The organism is Microcoleus sp. LEGE 07076 (assembly GCF_015207455.1).
Taxonomy (GTDB): Bacteria; Cyanobacteriota; Cyanobacteriia; order Cyanobacteriales; family Microcoleaceae; genus Microcoleus.
Genome location: NZ_JADEWV010000005.1, coordinates 16,393 through 30,363 on the forward strand (window position 1 = coordinate 16,393; position 13,971 = coordinate 30,363).

The 13,971-nt window shown below is 46.7% G+C and carries 18 protein-coding genes; 11 read left to right on the forward strand and 7 right to left on the reverse strand.

Translation table 11 applies throughout. The annotated features are described in order from the left end of the window. Nucleotides 1-295: 295 nt before the first annotated feature. The 3 genes from IQ270_RS01530 to IQ270_RS01540 form a co-directional block, all read right to left on the reverse strand. Nucleotides 296-598 carry a Rieske (2Fe-2S) protein gene (locus IQ270_RS01530; protein WP_193971286.1) on the reverse strand — a complete coding sequence of 101 codons (303 nt, stop codon included), beginning with the start codon at nucleotides 596-598 and terminating at the stop codon, nucleotides 296-298. Between the two features lie 285 nt (nucleotides 599-883). Beyond that, nucleotides 884-1,552 (reverse strand): HAS-barrel domain-containing protein, encoded by a 669-nt coding sequence (locus tag IQ270_RS01535; protein WP_193971288.1) that lies wholly within the window; start codon nucleotides 1,550-1,552, stop codon nucleotides 884-886. 335 nt (nucleotides 1,553-1,887) lie between these two features. After that, complete coding sequence (locus IQ270_RS01540) at nucleotides 1,888-2,079, reverse strand: NAD(P)H dehydrogenase subunit NdhS (protein ID WP_193971290.1); 192 nt, start codon at nucleotides 2,077-2,079, stop codon at nucleotides 1,888-1,890. Nucleotides 2,080-2,155: 76 nt separating this feature from the next. Here IQ270_RS01540 and IQ270_RS31735 point away from each other — a divergent pair, with 76 nt between their 5' ends. After that, the gene (locus tag IQ270_RS31735) at nucleotides 2,156-2,278 is read left to right on the forward strand and encodes a hypothetical protein (protein WP_255532346.1); all 123 of its coding nucleotides are present in this window, start codon (nucleotides 2,156-2,158) and stop codon (nucleotides 2,276-2,278) included. Here IQ270_RS31735 and IQ270_RS01545 read toward each other — a convergent pair. Continuing rightward, nucleotides 2,275-3,345 (reverse strand): Mrp/NBP35 family ATP-binding protein, encoded by a 1,071-nt coding sequence (locus IQ270_RS01545; RefSeq protein WP_193971293.1) that lies wholly within the window; start codon nucleotides 3,343-3,345, stop codon nucleotides 2,275-2,277. The genes IQ270_RS31735 and IQ270_RS01545 overlap by 4 nt on opposite strands. 190 nt (nucleotides 3,346-3,535) lie before the next feature. Here IQ270_RS01545 and hemF point away from each other — a divergent pair, with 190 nt between their 5' ends. After that, on the forward strand, nucleotides 3,536-4,579 hold the full coding sequence (gene hemF, locus IQ270_RS01550) for an oxygen-dependent coproporphyrinogen oxidase (protein WP_193971295.1): 1,044 nt from the start codon (nucleotides 3,536-3,538) through the stop codon (nucleotides 4,577-4,579). A 60-nt stretch (nucleotides 4,580-4,639) separates the two neighbouring features. Then, nucleotides 4,640-5,002 (forward strand): STAS domain-containing protein, encoded by a 363-nt coding sequence (locus IQ270_RS01555; protein ID WP_106149243.1) that lies wholly within the window; start codon nucleotides 4,640-4,642, stop codon nucleotides 5,000-5,002. 148 nt (nucleotides 5,003-5,150) lie between these two features. Here the strand turns inward: IQ270_RS01555 and IQ270_RS01560 are convergent, their stop codons facing one another. Continuing rightward, nucleotides 5,151-5,789: a chromophore lyase CpcT/CpeT gene (locus IQ270_RS01560; RefSeq protein ID WP_193971297.1), complete on the reverse strand. Its 639-nt coding sequence runs from the start codon at nucleotides 5,787-5,789 to the stop codon at nucleotides 5,151-5,153. A 481-nt stretch (nucleotides 5,790-6,270) separates the two neighbouring features. Between IQ270_RS01560 and psb29 the strand changes: the two genes are divergently transcribed. After that, nucleotides 6,271-6,984, forward strand: coding sequence for a photosystem II biogenesis protein Psp29 (psb29, locus tag IQ270_RS01565; RefSeq protein ID WP_193971368.1), 714 nt, complete (start codon nucleotides 6,271-6,273; stop codon nucleotides 6,982-6,984). 302 nt (nucleotides 6,985-7,286) lie between these two features. On the opposite strand, the gene IQ270_RS01570 is transcribed toward psb29, so the two are convergent. Together IQ270_RS01570 and IQ270_RS01575 are read right to left on the reverse strand one after the other, a co-directional pair. Further along, nucleotides 7,287-7,823 carry a late competence development ComFB family protein gene (locus tag IQ270_RS01570; RefSeq protein WP_193971299.1) on the reverse strand — a complete coding sequence of 179 codons (537 nt, stop codon included), beginning with the start codon at nucleotides 7,821-7,823 and terminating at the stop codon, nucleotides 7,287-7,289. Between the two features lie 212 nt (nucleotides 7,824-8,035). Beyond that, nucleotides 8,036-8,977: a M23 family metallopeptidase gene (locus IQ270_RS01575; protein WP_193971301.1), complete on the reverse strand. Its 942-nt coding sequence runs from the start codon at nucleotides 8,975-8,977 to the stop codon at nucleotides 8,036-8,038. Nucleotides 8,978-9,006: 29 nt separating this feature from the next. Between IQ270_RS01575 and IQ270_RS01580 the strand changes: the two genes are divergently transcribed. The 7 genes from IQ270_RS01580 to avd all read left to right on the forward strand — a co-directional run bounded on the left by IQ270_RS01580 (nucleotide 9,007) and on the right by avd (nucleotide 13,940). Beyond that, nucleotides 9,007-10,008 carry a hypothetical protein gene (locus IQ270_RS01580; RefSeq protein WP_193971303.1) on the forward strand — a complete coding sequence of 334 codons (1,002 nt, stop codon included), beginning with the start codon at nucleotides 9,007-9,009 and terminating at the stop codon, nucleotides 10,006-10,008. A 370-nt stretch (nucleotides 10,009-10,378) separates the two neighbouring features. Further along, nucleotides 10,379-10,786: a hypothetical protein gene (locus IQ270_RS01585; protein WP_193971305.1), complete on the forward strand. Its 408-nt coding sequence runs from the start codon at nucleotides 10,379-10,381 to the stop codon at nucleotides 10,784-10,786. Nucleotides 10,787-10,852: 66 nt separating this feature from the next. Continuing rightward, on the forward strand, nucleotides 10,853-11,128 hold the full coding sequence (locus tag IQ270_RS01590; RefSeq protein WP_193971307.1) for a hypothetical protein: 276 nt from the start codon (nucleotides 10,853-10,855) through the stop codon (nucleotides 11,126-11,128). Further along, nucleotides 11,061-11,747 carry a hypothetical protein gene (locus IQ270_RS01595; protein WP_193971309.1) on the forward strand — a complete coding sequence of 229 codons (687 nt, stop codon included), beginning with the start codon at nucleotides 11,061-11,063 and terminating at the stop codon, nucleotides 11,745-11,747. Before IQ270_RS01590 ends, IQ270_RS01595 begins: the two co-directional genes overlap by 68 nt. 39 nt (nucleotides 11,748-11,786) lie before the next feature. After that, nucleotides 11,787-12,203, forward strand: a complete 417-nt coding sequence (locus IQ270_RS01600; protein WP_193971311.1) for a hypothetical protein — start codon at nucleotides 11,787-11,789, stop codon at nucleotides 12,201-12,203. 6 nt (nucleotides 12,204-12,209) lie between these two features. Further along, a complete protein-coding gene (locus IQ270_RS01605) occupies nucleotides 12,210-13,325 on the forward strand; it encodes an SUMF1/EgtB/PvdO family nonheme iron enzyme (protein ID WP_339384192.1) in 1,116 nt (371 codons plus the stop codon). Nucleotides 13,326-13,547: 222 nt separating this feature from the next. Continuing rightward, nucleotides 13,548-13,940: a diversity-generating retroelement protein Avd gene (gene avd, locus IQ270_RS01610; protein WP_228055995.1), complete on the forward strand. Its 393-nt coding sequence runs from the start codon at nucleotides 13,548-13,550 to the stop codon at nucleotides 13,938-13,940. Nucleotides 13,941-13,971 lie beyond the last annotated feature (31 nt).

The window sequence follows — 13,971 nt, forward strand, 5'->3', positions numbered from 1 at the left end:
TGTGGCGAAGCGCCCGTCATACGAATTCGAGGTCAAACTACAAAAACAAAGTCTGCCTCCGCAGACTAACAGAGTGAGGCGTATTTAAGCCGGACTTGATATCATATCAAATCCGGTAGCATCGGAATGATTCAGATATATATTCTTTCCCTCTGTGTACTCTGTGTACTCTGCGGTTAAATCATTCCGATGCAAGCGGAAACGATATCACATATTAATTTACAGTCGTCTTGAGACGACTTTAGCTATGAGACAGGGGTTTCAACCCCTGTCGGACTTAAGGAATAACGAATAACTAATCAATTTCCACAAAAACCCGATCGCCCTCAATCTTTACCGGATAAGATTCCAGGGCATCGCTGGGTGCATTCAAACATTTACCCGTGTCTAATTTGTACTGATATTTATGAAAAGGACAGGTAATGATACCGTTATTTACCTTACCCATGTCGATCGGATATTCTAAATGCGTGCAAGCATTGCGGTAACAAGTGACATTCATGCCTTGACGGTTCAAAATCACTGAAGTTTCGTCAACCTTTACCTTCAACACACCCGATTCGGGAACTTGATTGAGCGCTGTTACCTCTACCCACATATAATTTTTTGGTTAAATAAATTATGACAGACTAATTGGCGATCGGCCCAAGGGCATATTGAACAACGAGCGCTCCTCGTCTAATTCTAGCGCCAACACCTCTAAAAGTCTGAATTGAATTGTACAAGCTGTTGGCGGTAATTCACGCCGCCAAGAATGTTATATCAACCCCTACAGCCGCAGGTAACGCATGAGAATGCTCATAACTTAACCGGGCTTTTGGGTTCGTTGCAGCGGGAGCGACGGCTATGTCACTGTTTATTATTCTGATTCTTAACCTTCCCCCTACGGATGAATCTGACTCAATATCACCCGCAATCTGTCGTAATCATCCTTAAGCAAAACACTCAAACTCCTGCCCGCTTCCACCAACCAAGTTCGATCGCGCATTCGCAACTGATAAATCTCCCGAATCGTCGCAGCCGTCAGCGCATCCACAGGCGCATTCGTCACTCCCAGCAGCGTCCTCAAAAAATCCAACTGCACCGTAAAATCAATCACCTCATCCGGTTCGCAGCGGTAAACCGCCTGGTGAATTTGTGGCGGGCGCGGCGGCAAATACTGATAAATTGTACCCCTCGACGGGCCGTGGCCGTTCAACCTTTCCGGGGGCGCCTCAAACCCGACAATCGCCACTCGAAACTCGGTTTTGAGCATCGCAAAAATCTGCGGTTGTTCTTCCCGCAACTCCTCCAGCGACAAACCCAAAGCCCGAGCTCTGTGTACCGAGTCGATCGGGCTAGTCGTCGCGTAATAAACCACGCCGTAGATTTGATTTTTCGACTCTTCATCCTCGGCCTTCACCCAACTCCCAAAAGGCGGCATCACCGGAAAACTCAAGTCATCCGGTTCCAAACATTGAGCCATAAACTCCGAAGTTGCCGTCTCGATTACCTCAGCAATGCGATCGGGATGGCGCTCTTTTGTAGCAAATTGAGGTAAAGGTAAACGCATAGTTTTAGTTATTTGTTATTTGTTATTTGTTATTTGTTATTTGTTGTTTGTTATTTGTTATTTGTTATTTGTTATTTGTTGTTTGTTATTTGTTGTTTGTTATTTGTTATTTGTTGTTTGTTATTTGTTGTTTGTTATTTGTTATTTGTTGTTCTGCATTTAAATTATATGTCAATAAAAAATAAAACTCTTGTGGGGTGGGCATCCTGCCCGCCCTGAATATGCAATTCAAATGTGCGACAGCTTAGTCATTAGTCATTTGTTAGTTCCAATGCCCTGCGCGGGCCAATTCCCAATTCTCTTCAGACCAATAACTAATGACTAATGACCAATGACTACTTCGCCCGACCGGCCGTAGCATCCACAAGTTCCAACTGCGACAGCCGGAACGCGATCAGCTTGTCCCAATTGCCCCCTTCAAAAAGTACCGCGACTTTCCCGTCGGTAACTCGCTGAACAAGTCCTTGAAAGCCGTAGTAAATCTCGCCCTTATCTTTAACTCGAACTGCCGAACCTGGAAAAATCATAATTGTTTGAATGTGATGTTTGCTCGTCTTTATAGCTTACCGTTTTTTCGCGATACCTGATTCTAAAACAGGCAAGATGCCTGTTCCACAAACACTCACAGCCAAGATGCCTGTTCCACAAACACTCACAGGTTTCTTGTGGGGTGTCGGGCCCGCCCATCAAAAGCCGATCGACTCGACAATCCAAGATGTGAGTTAAGCTAAGGCTGCTACAGAAACCTTACCGGCAATCCGGCCGGCGATCGCCCGCAACTCCCTCGCCGAAGCAGAACCCGGTTGTCCCACGACAATTGGCACGCCCGAATCGCCACCTTCGCGCAACGGAATTTCCAGCGGAATGCGGCCTAACAGTGGCACTCCCAACTCAGCAGCCGTTCTTTCCCCGCCGCCGGAACCGAAAATATCATATTGCTTGTCGGGCATATCCGGCGGTACAAAATAGCTCATATTTTCCACAATTCCCAACACCGACACTCCCAACTGCTGGAACATCTTCAACCCCTTGCGGGAGTCCAACAAAGCCACCGTCTGCGGCGTAGTCACAATTACCACACCAGCCATCGGCACCGCTTGCGCCATCGTCAACTGCGCGTCTCCAGTACCCGGAGGCATATCGACAATCAGATAATCTAAATCGCCCCAATTCGCCTGATAAAGGAACTGCCGGATGATTCCGTTCAACATCGGGCCGCGCCAAATTACAGGCTGGTCTTTCTCAATCAAAAACGCCATCGACACTAATTTGACGCCGTAATTAAAGGCCGGTTCCAGGATTTCCCCGCTTTTTCCGTCCTTAACCATCACTTTCGCATCTCCCAAACCCAACATATTCGGGTCGTTGGGCCCATATATATCCGCATCCAGCAAACCCACCTTAGCGCCGGTTTGCGCCAGCGCTACGGCCACATTTACCGCTACCGTGCTTTTGCCGACGCCGCCTTTGCCGCTGGAAATTGCGATAATATTTTTAACGCCTTCAATGCCTTGGCGATCGACCACTCCCTTCTGCTGGGGAGTCTCGGCTGTCACATCCACAGTCACTTTTTCCACTCCTGGCAACTGTTTGACCGCTTTTTGGCAATCTTCGACAATAAACTCTCGCAGCGGGCAAGCAGGCGTTGTCAGCACTAAAGTAAAACTGACGACACCGCCGTCAATTTTAATGTTACGAATCATGTTCAATTCCACCAAACTTTTTTGCAGTTCGGGGTCTTGGACAGGTCGCAGGATTTCTAAGACTGAACTAATATCGAGTGTATTTGGCATTGTTTTCTCCACCATAGCTCTGCAATTGGGTTTGCGAATTTTCGCTCGCAGGTTAAAGTATATTTTTGTTGCTATTTTTTAATGTATCTTCATTGCGATCATTTGCAGACCTGCGGTGGCATAATGACATGACGACTGGATTTGGGAATCATCGCCCATCTAAGACTCAAATCTGACAGCAGAAATTCTTATGACAGTTTCTACCACACTTAAAACCAACTCTTCCACGTTTTTGCCGCCCGCTGACTCTAGAGCTAGAGTCAGCCAATTTATGAAATCCCTACAAGACGAAATTTGTCAAGCCCTCGAACAGCTCGACGGCGAAGGCAAATTTAAGGAGGACTCTTGGGAACGCTCCGAAGGCGGGGGCGGACGTTCTCGCGTTATGCGCGAAGGTAATGTGTTTGAACAAGGCGGAGTGAATTTTTCCCAAGTTTGGGGCGAAAGTTTGCCAGCTTTGATTCTTGCCAAGCACCCAGAAGCAGCCGGTCACGATTTTTACGCCACCGGAACTTCGATGGTGCTGCACCCCCGCAATCCCTACTTGCCTACGGTTCACCTGAATTACCGCTATTTCGAGGCAGGGCCGATTTGGTGGTTTGGCGGCGGTGTCGATTTGACTCCTTATTACCCGTTGGCTGAGGATGCAGCTCATTTTCACAAAACTCTGAAAGCAGCTTGCGACAAACACCACTCGGACTATTACCAGACATTTAAACTCTGGTGCGATGAATATTTTTACCTGCCTCACCGCCAAGAAACTCGGGGCGTCGGCGGCCTGTTTTTTGATTACCAAAACGGTCAAGGCCCGCTTTACCGCGACCAAAATGTCAAAGGAAAAGCTGCTGAATACAGCAAGAATGCCGGAAACCCCGATCGCCGAAGCTGGGAGTCGCTGTTCGCCTTCGTACAGGACTGCGGGCGGGCATTTTTGCCGGCTTACACCCCAATTGTTGAAAAGCACCGATCGAAAGAATACGGCGATCGCCAGCGCGATTTCCAACTTTACCGCCGCGGCCGTTACGTTGAATTTAACTTAGTGTACGATCGAGGCACAACCTTTGGTTTACAAACCAACGGACGCACCGAATCGATTCTCATGTCCCTGCCACCTCTGGTACGCTGGGAATACTGCTACGAGCCAGAACCCAACTCTCCAGAAGCCGAACTCTACTCGAAGTTCTTAAAACCGCAAGATTGGGCGAATTGGATGCCTCAGCAGTCACCGACCTGAGTTAAACTACTGAGAAAGTAACCACCGCGATAAATAGTAATAAATTTGAGGGAAGGGTCAGTGATTCATATTGATCAAAAAACCCACACGCTATCTGACGGTACAACAGTTATCGTCTTAGCACCGACAGGACGCTTGGACATCACGACAGCTTGGCAATTCCGCCTCAAGTTGCAAGAATGTATTTCCAAACTCAGTCGCCATGTCGTAGTGAATCTTGGTCAGGTAAACTTTATCGATAGCTCTGGCCTGACCTCGTTGGTAGCAGGTATGCGCGATGCGGATAAAGTCAAGGGAAGCTTCCGCATTTGCAATGTTCATCCAGAAGCCAAACTGGTGTTTGAAGTCACCATGATGGATTCTGTGTTTGAAATCTTTGAAACGGAAGAAGAAGCTCTAGAGGGGGTGCCGCGCGCCAGTTGAGCGTTCCTGCTGGCATCGGTTTCGGTTTAAACAAACATTCACGTGCCGGAGCGGGTTGAAGAGCGGGCGGTAAAAATTACCCGTTCTTCTTGGGTTCCTCCCTCGTTCGGACGAAAGTTTGAATTGCAGGGCGGTTGATACCGCCGTCTTATCCGCTCGACCGCGTATTGGCCAATACCTCAGCAGCAAAATCCTGACGCTTGACAAATCTAAAAGGGCCCATTAAAGCTCCCCAGATAGCCTTGCCTGTCGTGGGGCTTATTCCTTTGTCGTAGCTGAGAAATTCCTCGTCAGCAGCTTCAAATCCCAAGTCTACTTGGTAATTTTGCCCGCCGTAGGCAAAGCTGCAGCGAGTGCCCTGGGGCAGAGATGCCCGAAAACGATAGCGGTTTGAGCCGAAATTTTGCACCGCAACGGAGAGGGTGCAGCCCGGGAGGAGTTCGATTTGCTCCCTGGTTACTTTTGCCAGCAAGTCCCGGTTGCTACCTGCTCCTTTGACGGCTGCAATATCCTTGAACATATAATACTGAGCTTCTATAAGTCCCGGCGCTGTCTTTACGTGCCTCAGTTGCACGATGCGAGGGCGGTAGGGCTTGTCTAACTCCAGAATGTTGGCTTGTTCGGCAAACAGGGCAATGCTGGGCTCGGAAAATAGAGCCGACGGCAGGGGTCTTTGCCACAAACGAAGGTGGACGTACCAAGCCGGGTTGAAGAGCGCTTGTTCCCGGTTGTCAAAGTCGCCCGCCATGTAATGGGCTAAAGCTATTAATTCAGAAGAAATTGTCATGTTCGTTTGATTGTTGATGGTTTTAGCTTCCTAGGGTTCACACCAGACCGCTCCCCGGGCGCCCCCTTAAAAAAAGAGGGAACAAGAATTTGCTCTCTCGTCCCCTTTTTTAAGCCGGATGCGAGGGAATTTCCCCAGAATAAACAGTTTTAACTGAAATTTAGTGGATTTTGGCTTGACACTAAAAACTTATTGTGGTAAGAGTTGCGAGATTGGGCTGGGAAACTCAGAAGATTAGATTAGTCAGCGATCCCACAAGAGCTATGATTGTAAAGATACTTGGGTTTTGCCCTGGTAGTGCGACAGATTATTTGTTGCTGCCGATCGCGCGTAAAATCTTCTCAATAAAATTTTGCCTCGCTGTATGGGCGGCACAACTAAAAAACTGGCAATATTTGTCAGCCCGATCGCCAATCGACTCCCCCGACTTTACTCACGCCGCGCGCGGGCTGCGGCAAAATTATTTATCTATAAGACTCAGGTGAACAATAACCGTACTGTTTCAGATACTAAGCGAAGTTTCTATACGATTCACACTCGACCGATCAACTCAATTTACCGTCGAGTGGTGGAAGAGTTGATGGTAGAAATGCACTTGCTTTCGGCGAATGCCGATTTTCAATACGACCCGATTTATGCTTTGGGCGTGGTGACAGCTTTCGATCGATTCATGCTCGGGTACGCCCCTGAAGCAGACAGACTTTCGATTTTTAACGCTTTGTGCAAGTCCCTAGAAGAAGACCCTGAGCGCTACAAACAAGACGCTCACCGCTTGGAAAGCTTGGCTGCTCGACTTTCCCCGACAGAGTTGCTCTCGTGGATCGATCGCTCCACCAGCTTTGAAGATACAGGAGATTTGCAAGCGTCCCTAGGGGCGATCGCCAGCAACGCTCAATTTAAGTACAGCCGCTTGTTCGCGATCGGCTTGTTCTCGCTGTTAGAAAAATCTGACCCCGACATGGTAAAAGACCAAGAAACGCGAAACGACGCGATCGCCAAAATCTGTGTGGCATTGCACCTGCCTGAAGAAAAAGTTAGCAAAGATTTAGATTTGTACCGCAGCAATTTGGAAAAAATGGTCCAAGCGCGAATAGTGCTTCAAGATGTGATCGAAGCGGAACGCAAAAAACGGTCGAAGCGAGAGATAAAAGTTACCGCCAGCCCCTCGGCAGACGCTTCTGAGAGTAACAATTAATCGCTTGAAGGACGAAGGCTATAAGGCTTTGTTCAGGGTTAAAAAACCAGAAAAAAGATTTTTTAGTTTTTAATAACAAATAAAACTCTTAAATATAAGTTTTTTGTTCTTGAATTCTGACAGATGCCTTCTGCCTTGCGACCTCCTGTCCCCTCGGTTAACCACGATCGAACCGTTTTTACAGGTAATTGACCGGACATAATATCAAAGTTGAATCTTGGTGGCTCAACAACTAGAAATCCCGCTTTCCGATCGAGAGAGCGGGATCGACTTAACCACCTAAGAAAGCCGTTGGGGCGGTACTACGGCTGCGGCTCAAAATTAGTGGCGTTAGCTTGCAGCCAAGTGCTTAGCTGCGAAAGAACTTCGTTTCCAGAAGACTTGCCCAAAGCTGTGGGGTTTGGGGTGTCTGGCCTGTCCAAGTTACGGGCGATGGCTGCGTTGACTTCTTTGGAAATCAAATCGTGAAGTTGCTCTTTAGCCCTAGCCCTTTGAAAATGAGCTCCCTCTTCCGTCGTAGCGTACAGGGGCGGCAGCCTATTTAAAGCATAAGCAGCAATATCTCCCACATCCAGACTCAAGTCGCTCGTCGCCTCAATATCGGCCACCCTAGCGATCGCATCGCTCAGCACCAACTCTTCCATCACGTTGATGAACTGTTTGCGCGGCAGAACCACAACTTCTCCGGTCAACAACGACCCCATGAGACGATCGAGAGCCATGTACTCTTCGATCGACAATTCCGAAGCCGTATTGCAGATCCGTCCAACCTCAGCCTCCATAGACGGCGTTAAATAGCCGTCTTGCAAAGCCTGCTCAACAATTTTTTCAATACTCATATATGCTTCCCGCTCAACGGCATCATCAATACAGTTTTGTTTTTTAAAGACGCGATTGCTGGCGTCTAGAGATTCGAGTTTTGAGGATTGAGTTGAGAATTTTGATATAAATCCTAACTCAATACTGATAACCCAGAACAGTTATTTGTGTACCCCAGCCACAAACTTACCCCATAATTGACTGTTAAATTCGTCAAAACCAGTAAAAATTCTTATTCAACACCCTGAAGCCTCCAAGGTACCGGATCGATCGCCTGCCCGTGCACGTAAAGCCCCCAGTGCAGGTGAGGGCCCGTCGAAGCCCCAGTTGACCCCAAAGCACCAATTACTTGACCTGCTTGCACCAAATCGCCTTCCTTGACATCAATCCGGCTCAAGTGCATCAAAATACTTGCTACCCCTTGACCGTGGTCGATCCCAACCACATTTCCGTGGATTTTAAACCCTTGAGATTCGCGTCCCACCAGAGATACCCGACCAGCAGCAGGTGCAACTACAGGCGAACCGTAAGCACCGGCGTAATCGACGCCACGGTGGTAGTAGTCTTTAGCAAATACCCCATTATAATACCGGCGCACCCCGTAAATAGTAGTAATTTCGCCCGAGTTGGGGCGCAACAATTTGCCGTTCCAAAATTTTTGGGTTGTCACCAGTGCTTTAAAGGCGTCTACGCGATCGAATTCAGCATCAGTACCTTCGGAGTCTTTACCCGGAGGTAGCCAGATAGATTGAGTCGGAAAATTGCGATCGCGCACTTCCACGTTCAACTTCTGCACTTGTCCGTCACCCGAGACTTGAACAACGCGGGCACCGGGTTTCTCCACTGGTGTCGTCGGTAGCAGGGCCCGAAAGCGACTATTGCCGATCGGAAAAGCAGGGTAATTTTTCTGCTGTACAGAAACCGTTGGAGTTTCCCCCCTGTTACCGTCAACCTGAATCATTACTGACAGCGTATCTCCAAGTTGCGGATTTTGGGGGGTGACAACTACCTGCAAAGCTTGCACTGGCAGGGCAAAACTCAGAAACCCCGCAACAGTGACCCCGCTGAAAGTAGCGATTAGCTGATTTTCTTTCAACTGCCGCCACCGCAATATTACACCCGCCACTATTTCCATACCTTCCCCGCAGTTACCTCGATTCACAGTCGTTGTCATCACCGATATCCTTAGTTTTTGTCTACCTAATGTTACACAAAGTAGCTAAATCTAGGGTGCTAAGCTCAGGCGCATCTAAATTTGACCACATCACATCAAGTTTCCTGTGGGGTGTCGTGCCCGCCCCAAAATACAATGCAAGATGCGTAGCAGCTTATCACTACAAAAAAGTACGATCGCCCTCTCCGGAAAAGTACAAAATAATTTGTCAAAACAGAGAAAATTCCCCAGCCTTCCTCAAACCCATGAATCACACCTCTGACAGCAACTCCCCGTTAGACAATTTCATGCAATCCTTGGGCATCGACCCCCATCAACCAAACAACATCGAACATTCTCACAACAACTTACACCTCAACGACCACAACCTCAACCACCCAGCAACATCAGACATCTCCCACAGCGATTGGACTGATAATTCCCACAATTTCAGCCAGCAACATCCCCAAAGCGACTGGACTCACAGCCACGATATTCACAACGTGGATAATCAGTGGCAAAATCCCGAAAACGGATTTGTAACAGAAACTTCAGCAACTCACAGCGATTGGACTAATAATTCCCACAATATCAACCAGCAACATCACCAAACAAACTGGACTCACAGCGACGACACTTACCACCAAAATACTCACCAGCCAAATTCCGAAACCGGATTTACATCAGCCACAAATCATCACGACAACCACATAAATGCAGCACCGCACGTCCTTAACTCATCCCATTCTAGTTCTGGAGACTGCCCATTTATTCACATAGACCGCACCGGCGGCGTACACCTGCACAAACTCGACGGAACCACACAAATAGTAGGTCATGTCAACGGGCGAGACTTTTACAACTCAGCCTATGACCATATTGGATATCTCGGTAAAGACGGACACATTTATCGTTGGGCTGATGACACTTCCGTAGGACGAGTAGAATCAGGACACATTTATCGAGAAAATGGCAAAGAAGTCGGTAGAGCCGATACCGATTTAGAAGGTGCAGCCCATATGTTATTTGCCGTTCGCGGCGGCACTTACTAATCTTTGTCTTCAAGTAGTTTGCGGTAGTTACAAAATATTTCAACAATTGGAATCGGAACAATATCTTTTATAGAAAAAACTTAACTCCCTTCTAACTAGCTAACTGGTAACTGGTTAACTGGTTCCCAGGCTCTGCCTGGGAACTCATATCTAGAGGCTCTGCCTCCCGAATCTCCAGAAACCGGGTTTTTCGCAAAATCTATGGAGAAAACCATAAATCTCAAAAAAACCCGGTTTCTTCAACCCCACCCGAATCTCCAGAAACCGGGTTTTTCGCAAAATCTATGGAGAAAACCATAAATCTCAAAAAAACCCGGTTTCTTTCACCACGCAAATAACTCCCAATTCACCTACCCAAAGGAACACAAAAATGACCAAAGCACTACCAGAAAAAAAAGGATTGCTAGCCCAAATTGGCGATTTCGCTAAAGCTGTATTCATGCCCACAATTTATAACGCAGACCGTATTTCCGAAACCCAAGCCAGAAACACAGACATAACGATACAAACCAACAAAGAAATCGAAGCAAGCCGACAAAAACTCCGCATACAAGAACTTAAATTACAAGAATTTCAAAGACAAGCCAACCTCACTTTTCAACCCGAAGAAGGCAACTTAAACCGCTCCTTACAATCAGAAATAGCAAGACTCAACCGCGAATCCCAAACCCAAGAAGGACTCCTCAACCGTCAAATACAAGAACAACTTGCCAAACTCAACCGCGACTTTCAAGCCAACGAAGGCAAACTAAATCGCGCACACCAAATCCAACTATAAATATTTAGATCCGAACTCCAAAAATGGTGCATCGAACAGCAAAAAGAACTGCAATTGCAACTAAAAATGTTCGCTGCTCAACTAGCCCGCGAACTCCGAATTTATGACCGACAAAGTAGCATCGAAGCTATTCAAGAACAGAAAAGACAAAACAACTCTCCCATCTGGTTAATTGCCCAAGATATTGTCAACTCCAATCCCGCTCAAAATCCCATACCCCTGCGAGTTTTTCTCTCACCTCCCAGCCTGCAATTCGACCGTTCCGGCGATAGTAATGATAGCGCCAAAGGCTTTCCAGATATGGAAAAAAATTCTGGGAATTTACCTGCAACAATTCTTTGAAAAATATTCAACTCAAGGAAGACCAATCGAATTTTTATCTGGTGCTTGGACGAGCAAATTCTTTCACAGCCAAGCAGCCACAAAAACCATGTTTAACGGCTTGAAAACCGAGCCAACATTAATTTTAGAATCCGTTGCTGAAGGCGATATTTTCAACCTCAACTTTGGTTATTGGGGTTTGAATTGGGCAACTTATCGCTACAAATCCCCCATTCCCATGCTACCTTGGCGCGAGGTACTTTTTGATTTTGCTAAAGAGCGGGCATGGCAGTGGCAAGCTCAGCGACAATCCGACAATTCTCAGGGTAATAGCGCTGAAAAATTTGATAAAGTTTTAGGTAATGAGGCTGTTAATAGTTTCTTGCACAACCTCGAAATTATTGACAATGAACGGATGTGCGAAGCAATGGGAATTGACCCCACCGACAGCCCGCGTCCCTACAGCATCCACAAAAAAGATCATGAAAAATTTCAGCAATTTATTGGTATTTGTCACTGTTTAATTGCCGGATTGCTGGCGGATGAATACTTTTTTCTGCACGTCTCCTCAGACGTGCGGCAGCGGCCTCCATTGCCTCAGTTACTACCTGATTTGTTGCAAGATATGCCCTCGGAGTAACAGGCACAATTAGTAGAAATAGCGATTAATTTCTACGCCATGTTGTACGATATTATTGGCGAATCAGAATCGGCATGGATTCCTGAACTGAAGTTAGATTTAGCTGAAGGTTTGCTGTATTTGCCGGATAAGCGTTGGGCGGCGACACAAATTTTTGAGTCGGTGAAAGCTTGGCTGAAATTGCGCGGTTTATTGGTACCAGAAGGAAACAAGGAAATTTTGGATGCCCTCGATGCGGCTTTGACCATCGATGATTTGGAATATGTGAAAAAACTCAATGAATGTTTGGTGGCTGTTGGCAAAACTCGCCAATTTAGCGTCATTAAATCTTGTTACAAACGAGCGATTGGGCGCTGCAAACAGGAAAACTCTGCAGCGGCAATTGTGGATTTTAATCAAGTCCTCCAACTTAACGCTAATTTTGCTAAGGCTAATTTCAATCGGGGATTAGCTTAGGCTAAATTGGAGCAGTATCGAGCTGCAATTGAAGATTACACTCAATATTTGCGGCTCGACCCCAACAATCCTGATGGTTGGAACAATCGAGGCAATGCTTATTATAAGTTGGGAGAATACGAGTCGGCAATTGCTGATTACAATCAAGCCTTAAATCTCAATCCGAATTTGCAGGGTGTCGCACACAACCGCGATGTGGCTCAAGGTGTTTGGGATGAGAAAAAACGGCTGCGGCGAGAAGAAGAAGAAAAACAGCAGCGTCGGGCGGAAGCAGAACGTCAGTGGAAATTAGTAGAAGAACAAAAACGTCGCGCCGAGGAAGAAGCTAAGGGGAAAGAATTTCAGTTCGAGATTGTTACTGTTAACAATCGAGGCCAAGAAGTTAGCCGCCAACCGGGCAAATCTTATCAGAAAGTTGCTGATTTGGGCAATGGGGTAAATTTGGAAATGGTTTATATCCCTGGTGGTAGCTTCCAGATGGGTTCATCGGAAAATAGTTCGGAACAACCAGTGCATCAAGTGACTGTTCAACCTTTTTATCTGGGAAAATATCCGATTACCCAAGAACAGTACCAAGCGGTGATGGGAAATAACCCATCTAATCTCAAAGGTGCGAAACGTCCTGTAGAACAAGTAAGTTGGGATGAGGCTGTGGAATTCTGCCAGAAACTTTCTGAAAAAACAGGCAAAATTTATCGTTTACCTGCGGAAGCCGAATGGGAATATGCTTGTCGCGCGGGAACGACAACACCTTTCTATTTTGGTGACACGATTACGCCAGATTTAGTTAATTATGACGGCAATAATCCCTACGGTTCTGCGCCGAACGGACTTTATCGCGGACAAACAACGGATGTCGGGAGTTTTCCGCAGAATGCGTTTGGTTTATACGATATGCACGGGAATGTTTGGGAATGGTGCAGCGATAAATGGCATGGTAATTATAGTGACGCGCCGACTGACGGAAGTTCTTGGGAAACTGGCGGAGATAATAACCGGGTGCAGCGTGGCGGTTCCGGTCGCGGCGATGCGGTCGATTGCCGCAGTGCCTATCGTAGCAGGCTTTCGGCGGGCAATCGTAACAGGAACATCAGTTTTCGCGTTGCTCTGGTTGCCGCGTAGTCTCCGGTTTTTGGTTCTGTGCTGTAGTCTCCCGCAAGGACTCTTCGCTATCAGAACTAGCAGATGGGAATTTGTTAGGCGTGTAAGAAGAGTCCAGACCTGTTCCCGTGATGAAAGCAATTTTATCCGAATATAAAACCGAATCGGGGAGCTTGGTAGGAATTCCGAACAGTTTCCCGATTTACAAGTTTTTTGATTTACAATTATTAAAATACTCGGCGGTTGAAACCGCGTCTACACGAACAAAACCCGCCTGCGCGGGTTGAGATTTTAATGAATGAATTGCCGATTATTCAAAAAACATATGACGTGATTAAATGGTATGTTCCCATTTTAAACAGACTGCCAAGAGATTACAATTTTACGCTAGGCAATAGAATAATTGAGGGAATGTACGATTTTATTGAAGGTTTAATTATCGCCCGTTATGCCTCGGAGAAACTATCCCTGCTGACAACTTTAAATGCTAAACTAGATATCTTGCGCCATCAAACCAGATTGCTAGTAGATTTTAATTTCATGTCAACAGAACGTTACGAATATGTAGGAAAATTATTCAATGAAATCGGCGCGGAACTTGGTGGCTGGATTAAACAGCAGCGACCAAAGAAATAATATGAAAAATAATGGCATAAATCTTAGATCC